Source organism: Desmonostoc vinosum (assembly GCF_059505385.1).
The window spans coordinates 118,747-125,309 of record NZ_JCACKM010000205.1 but is presented as its reverse complement, the minus strand read 5'-3'; the positions used below and the strand labels follow the sequence as shown (position 1 = coordinate 125,309).

Sequence of the window (6,563 nt, the reverse complement as noted above, 5' to 3'; positions counted from 1 at the left end):
CAGAACTTTTCGCTGCGCCTCTGCGTGAAAAAAAAATATTTATGCAAGAGGTCTAAAGACTAAATTAAACCTCACCTCGATTACCTTGCTACGCCTAGCGTCTTTGATAGGAGAAGTCGCGCAGGCGTTTTATAAATAATTGTGTCCACCTACTTAACAGCGGTAAAATGAAAACAAATTCAGATTTATGTCATATTTATGGCAACCCAACTCAGTGCAGCCAAATCATCAACTGAACTGGTCATCTCTTGGGAAGCATTACCCGACGATTTTAAACTAGAGGATGAACCAGTGGAGAATACTGGTCAGCCAATTTTGGCTGGTGCTTTGCGTGAAAGCTTAGAAATTAATGGATTAATCCAGCCGCAGATGTTGATAGCTTCAAATTTTGGTCTTTGCGCGACTGTCAACGGACAATTTATTATTAAAGCACCAGACTGGGTTTATGTTCCATCAGTTAACAAAGTTGTTAGTAATCGTAAAAGTTACACACCCAATTTAGAAGGTGATATCCCCACCGTTGTGATGGAGTTTCTATCCGACAGCGATGGTGGAGAATATTCTGCTAAGCGAACTTATCCACCGGGAAAATGGTTTTTCTACGAGCAAATTTTGCAGGTTCCCATTTACATAATTTTTGAACCAGATGGTGGTTTATTGGAATTTCACCAGCTGGAAAACGGACGCTATGAGTTAAAGCAGCCTGATGAAAATGGTCGCCATTGGATTGATACACTAGGCTTATTTTTGGGAACTTGGCAAGGTGCAAAAGAAGCTCGAACAGGTTATTGGTTACGCTGGTGGGATAAAGCTGGCAATTTGTTACCTTGGGCTGTTGAACAGATTGAACAAGAACGCCAACGCGCTGAACAAGAACGCCAACGCGCCGAACAAGAACACCAACGCGCCGAACAAGAACGCCAGCAAAAAGACCGACTGATTGCTTATTTGCAATCTCAAGGTATCGACCCGAATAATTTGCTTATGTCCGAGTAATAAAAGGGAACAGGGGACGGACAACCCCAGTCCCTTTTATTCGCGATTAATCCGAATTAACTCGGTCAAAATACTATCCAAGCTGCCGTTGACTTGAATTTTCTCAATCTTCTCGGCAATTCTTTCCAGCACTTCCAACTCCTTCAAACGCAACGCGACGGGGTTATCTTCCATCACTTTAGCGGTGTTTAACATACTGCGGGTAGCTGCTGTTTCCTCACGACGACGGATTACATTTGCTTGAGCTACTTTTTCAGCTTCCACTACCTTGCTCAAAATCGTCTTAATCTCACCAGGGAGAATAATATCCTTAACCCCAACCGAATCGATTTCAATGCCATAATCTACGGTTTTCTGGCGAATGTAGTCAAAAATACTTCTATCAATCGCGCTTTTATCCTCCAGCAAAGCATCTAGAGTTCTTTCTCCAACAGCACCACGCAAAGCAAACTGAGCTTCTTTATATAAGTAGCTGGTAATATTTGATAACCCGTTTTTAGCTCTTAGGGGGTCGATGATGCGGAAACTAGTGGTTAGATTTAAGCGCAATGGTACTTTATCCTTGGAAAGCATGTCTTGACCAGACACTTCAACAATTTGCTGGCGCAAGTCAAAGACTTCTGTTTGTAAGGAACGTCCAAACGTCCACCAAGCGTGCATTCCTGGTTGCAGTTGTGTTTGAAATTCTTGATTGATATAAAGTAATCCCAAGTGTTGTGCGGGAACTTCGCAAACATGCAAAGAACTACGGCTCAAAACTAGAACCTCTGGTAAACCTGAGACTAACTCAGCGATTAAGCGAGATGGTAACTTAGCATCAGTGCTGATATCAATCACCTCTACTTCCACACCTTGCCAGAACAGCTTGCGACTGCATGGCCCAAGAATAGAAATGACTTTACCTTGATACCTGGCGATCGCAACTTGCTGATTGAGCAATTGTACTGTTTGACAGTAAGCCGCGACAAACTCAGGATGTCGTTCGATCAAAACATCTTCTAAAGGAAAATCTGGATTGGGTACAATTTTGCTGAGAGTCCGTACTGTAACATCCCGATTCACAGACCAAAAAGCATACTCATTTGGTTCTAATGGTCGCACAAAGTTATTTTGCACATACAGCAAACCAATCTCATATTCAGAGATTTGGAACTTCTTGATTCCATTCAAGGCAATTCCTCGTAATTGCTGCACGAACTCAGTAGGCAATTCCAAGCTTTCTTGCAAGTTGAAAAGATGACATTGTACATCAATAAAACCACGCCAAAAAGCTCTTAATTGATTTGGTATTACACTCACCCAATTTTGACCCAAGCGCACTAAAGCCGCTTGATTGAATGTTGTTTGTACAACTAATAGATATTGCTGTAACTCTGAATTATGATTTCGCAATAATAATTCTAAGTTTTCAATCTTAGCTTCAGGTTGGTTGAGATCATAAACTTTTACTCGCCAATGCCAACCCAAATAAGTGTAAGTCCCTGGCTGTAAAACTTTCTTAAAATCACTGCGGTGATATAAGATTCCGATTTCGTTAGGTTTAATGTAAAAAGTTTTCCACATATAGTAATCTGCTTGGATGTTTTAAATTATTGGCGTAGGGGAAGAGAGATTCTCTAAGGTATACGGAGTTTTTTCACCAAATCAAATAGAAATTCGTATAGATAGCTTGGGCATTTTTAACTAAAATATAAGGTTTGATAAAGACATTTATATCACTGAGGATTTTCGTTCTGTGCTGCTGAATTGATAGTTTTCTCAATTCGTTTGCATCTTGTCTCTGGACGTTTAGCACTGTCAATCCAAAAGAGGATATTTTTTTTGGATGAGTTGCTTAATGACTCAAAATATTGATTAGCTGCTTCGTTTGCTGCTAGTGCTTGCTTTAAGTCATCTGGGATAATTAAAGCTTCTATGGCATCTAATGTACTCCATGAACTATCTTGTTTTGCTACCTCAATTTTTGCTAAACCAGCCTCAGTCATTAAGCCTTGCTCAAGAAGTTCTTGGATATATTGTTTATTCAATTTTGACCAGACGCTTTTCGGTTTTCGAGGAGTAAATATTTGCATATAACGGTATTCGTCTAGTGATTTAACTTTACTGTCAATCCATCCAAAACATAAAGCTTCTTTGACTGCTTCGCTATATCGAATGCTGGGTTTACCACTTTTGACTTTGTAATAAATTAGCCATATCCCAACAGAAGATAGATAATTTTTCTCTAGCCATTCTCGCCATTCGTGGCGATTTGTAGCATAAAAAGTTTCTAGTTGGGTTTCAAATTTTGGCATGAATTAAAAATTATATTTTGAATTTTTAAACTCTGCAAATGCAGGTGCATACAGTTTAGTTGCGGGCGATCGCGTCTCTAAAACTGGATTAAGATTGCTAATTTCCTCTAGACTGCCCTTGGACAATCTAGAAACAGAAAATAGCGCTCAGATATGCCGTTCGGTTTACCATTTCCAGAGTCTCCGTAGAGAAACCAGACACAGAAACCGAAGGGACATACTCAAGTTAGAGAGAAAAGCGATCGCACTAGCTTCTTCACTGTTGCTACTTTTCACCACTTTCGTGATTAAAAGTAGCTAGCACCCACATCACAGAGTTTGCAAAATAACGGAGTCGAACCGTATTGGGATGTCCTCCCATACCATTGGTGTTAAAGCTACCTTAGCAGGGTAGTGTCTTTTGACCCGGACAGGGTTGGTGGTAAGTGTAGGAGTTGAACCTACAACATATCGATTCTGAGTCGATTGCTTCTTCCATTGAGCTAACTTACACGGTGCTTGATGTAGGACTCGAACCTACGCCCTTCCGATCTTCTCGGATACTCTGCCACTGAGCTAATCAAACGGTAAAGTAGTGACGCATTGCTTCGCGGTATACGCTCAATCCAAAGGTTGGCGCACCAGTCGGACATACAGAACCCAAACCATAAGCTTGGCAGATGTATTACTACCTTACTACTAAATGTAACACAAAAAATAGTAATAGGGAACTCGGGGCCCCCGGCTCTTATGGGTAGGTTTTTAGATTTCGCGTTTTGGTTGACGCGGGGACGCGGAGAAAGATTTCGGAACGAAAAAATAGGAATATGAAAAACCTACCCTTGAAAGGGGGCCCCCGGAAATAGTGGGGATTAGGGGTAATAAGGATTTGTCATTCTCCGCGTCCCCTTTCGGGTGACGCTCGCAAGCTCGCTAACGCAGTCGCCTGCGGAGGGAAACCCTCCTTTACTCGCTGTCTCACCGCGTCTTCTCATCCCCCGGTTAGTCAGTTTCGGCTATGCGGTATCGAGCGAAGTCGAGATTACCGCGTACCCTACGGGATCTTGCTACGCGTAGCGTCTTTGACAGGAGAAGTCGAACCACATCACCCCCACCTCTGATCAAGAACAGTGCAGCGCCAGATACCGAATTGCCCTAAAATTCTACACGGGAGCCAACTGAGTGCGCCTACTACTGATTGTTATCGGAGGATTTTGTTGTGGATTTATCCCTTATTCCTGCTCAACCTAAACCAGGCATTATCAACGTTTTGATCGAAATTCCCGGCGGGAGTAAAAATAAATACGAATACGATAAGGAAATACAAGCTTTTGCCTTAGATAGGGTACTTTATTCTTCGGTGCAATACCCGTATGACTACGGCTTTGTACCCAATACTTTGGCTGATGATGGCGACCCATTGGATGGTATGGTGATCATCGATGAACCAACCTTCCCTGGATGTGTGATCGCTGCACGCCCAATTGGGCTGTTAGAAATGATTGACGGTGGCGATCGCGATGAAAAACTTCTTTGTGTGCCAGCTAAAGATCCCCGTTACGCTGAAGTCAAATCTTTAAAAGACATTCATCAACACCGATTGGATGAAATTGCCGAATTTTTTCGCACTTATAAAAATTTAGAGAAAAAAGTGACTGAAATTCTCGGTTGGCAAGATGCTGGACAAGTTGCGGCTCTAGTTGAAAAATGCATCAAAGCTGCTAAAGCATAATGGATGAGGTAATAGGTAATGGGTTGCACCCAATTACCAATTACCAATCTCCCCTGTAATAATGGACTAGGCAAAGATAATCAAGACTCTGCTCACCAAACTCAAAAAACAGGAAAACAGCTTTCGCTGGTTGCGAGCCAAATCGCCATAAACCCCGAAACCAAATGCAGCGCACTATCCTTTTGGCAAAAATTCATAACTGCACCCTTACAGGGGCAAATCTCAACTATGTGGGTAGTATCAGCATTGATAAAATCCTTTTAGAAAAAGCTGGAATTTTACCGTATGAACAGGTGCAAGTAGTCAATAATGCTAATGGACAGCGCTTTATTACATATGCAATTCCCGCGCCGGCTAATTCAGGAGTGATTGAACTAAATGGGGCTGCGGCACGTCTAGGCATTAGTGGCGATCGCTTGATTATAATGACTTACGGGCAGTTCACTCCAGAAGAGTTAAAAAGTTACTCTCCTACGGTAGTCATTGTGGATGAAAAAAACCGACTGTTGGAAGTACGGCACTACGATGACCTGCTCAGTAAGGTCTAATTGCAAAGAATAATGTCAAATTTTGAACTGTCGGGTTCCCAAAACTACATAGATGAGCAGTCAACTACCCCACTCAATAACCCAGTGAATGAATTTTTAGTGCAATTTTGGGGTGTACGGGGTTTAATTCCTACCCCTAGCAGCCATAACAGTCGGTATGGTGGCAATACTGCATGTGTAGAAATGCATGTAGATGGAAAACGCTTAATTTTTGATGGTGGTACTGGCTTACGCATTCTAGGTAACACTTGGCAAAAACTCCAAAAACCACTAGAAGCTCATTTGTTTTTTACTAATTCTCAATCAAATCGGATTCAAGGATTTCCCTTTTTTGCACCTGCATTTGTAGCAGAAAATTGCTTTCACATTTATGGAACAGCGGCCTCAAATGGAGCTTCGATCAAACAATGTTTGTGCGATCAGATGCTCCAGCCACACTTTCCTTATCCTTTACAGGTGATGCAATCCGAATTGCAGTTTTATAATCTAACTCTCAACAGTGAAGTCAATTTAGATAGCGTCACAATCACCACAGCACTAATCAATCAAACCCAGCGCTCAGCTGGATATCGAGTTAATTGGCAGCATTTAAGCGTTGCTTACGTCACAGATTTGCATCAAAGTGCAGATCAAGCAGAACAAGAGCGGATTTTACAGTTTGTTGAAGGTGTTGATTTACTCATAGCCAATGCTACTTACGTGCCTCCGACATCTCACAACCATGACTCAGCGGATTTACACTGGCAAACTGCTATCAACTTAGCTCACAGTGCAAACGTACAAAAGTTGGTCATATCGCATCATCACCCGGATGACCACGATGACTTTCTTGACCAGGCTCAAGGCGAAGTTCAATCCAAATTTCCCCAATCATTACTAGCCTGCGAAGGTTTGGTGATACCTATGCACAAACCCCTAATATAGCTTGCTTTTGGGGTGTAAGGGGGTAGGGGATATTGGTCAAGTTTGAAAGCGAAAAGTTTTTAGAGGGAGGTATAAATCCCCGTGACAAAA

The 6,563-nt window shown here is 42.0% G+C and carries 6 protein-coding genes and 1 tRNA gene; 4 read left to right on the top strand and 3 right to left on the bottom strand.

Annotation, left to right across the window (positions count from 1 at the left end; genetic code table 11):
* The first annotated feature begins 198 nt into the window (after positions 1 to 198).
* Entirely contained in the window at positions 199 to 996 is a 798-nt protein-coding gene (locus AC5JMF_RS25100; RefSeq protein WP_495798420.1) for a Uma2 family endonuclease, read from the top strand.
* A gap of 36 nt (positions 997 to 1,032) precedes the next feature.
* Here AC5JMF_RS25100 and AC5JMF_RS25095 read toward each other — a convergent pair whose 3' ends face one another.
* The 3 genes from AC5JMF_RS25095 to AC5JMF_RS25085 all read right to left on the bottom strand — a co-directional run bounded on the left by AC5JMF_RS25095 (position 1,033) and on the right by AC5JMF_RS25085 (position 3,855).
* Positions 1,033 to 2,559, bottom strand: a complete 1,527-nt coding sequence (locus tag AC5JMF_RS25095; RefSeq protein WP_495798419.1) for a slipin family protein — start codon at positions 2,557 to 2,559, stop codon at positions 1,033 to 1,035.
* A 152-nt stretch (positions 2,560 to 2,711) separates the two neighbouring features.
* Positions 2,712 to 3,290, bottom strand: coding sequence for a YdeI/OmpD-associated family protein (locus tag AC5JMF_RS25090; RefSeq protein ID WP_495798418.1), 579 nt, complete (start codon positions 3,288 to 3,290; stop codon positions 2,712 to 2,714).
* Between the two features lie 495 nt (positions 3,291 to 3,785).
* Positions 3,786 to 3,855 (bottom strand) — tRNA-Leu (locus AC5JMF_RS25085).
* 633 nt (positions 3,856 to 4,488) lie between these two features.
* On the opposite strand from AC5JMF_RS25085, the gene AC5JMF_RS25080 reads away from it, so the two are divergent.
* The 3 genes from AC5JMF_RS25080 to AC5JMF_RS25070 all read left to right on the top strand — a co-directional run bounded on the left by AC5JMF_RS25080 (position 4,489) and on the right by AC5JMF_RS25070 (position 6,473).
* On the top strand, positions 4,489 to 5,001 hold the full coding sequence (locus AC5JMF_RS25080) for an inorganic diphosphatase (protein WP_495798417.1): 513 nt from the start codon (positions 4,489 to 4,491) through the stop codon (positions 4,999 to 5,001).
* Between the two features lie 164 nt (positions 5,002 to 5,165).
* Positions 5,166 to 5,549, top strand: coding sequence for an aspartate 1-decarboxylase (gene panD / locus AC5JMF_RS25075; protein WP_495798416.1), 384 nt, complete (start codon positions 5,166 to 5,168; stop codon positions 5,547 to 5,549).
* A 12-nt stretch (positions 5,550 to 5,561) separates the two neighbouring features.
* Positions 5,562 to 6,473, top strand: a complete 912-nt coding sequence (locus tag AC5JMF_RS25070; RefSeq protein ID WP_495798415.1) for an MBL fold metallo-hydrolase — start codon at positions 5,562 to 5,564, stop codon at positions 6,471 to 6,473.
* The last annotated feature ends 90 nt before the right edge of the window (positions 6,474 to 6,563 follow it).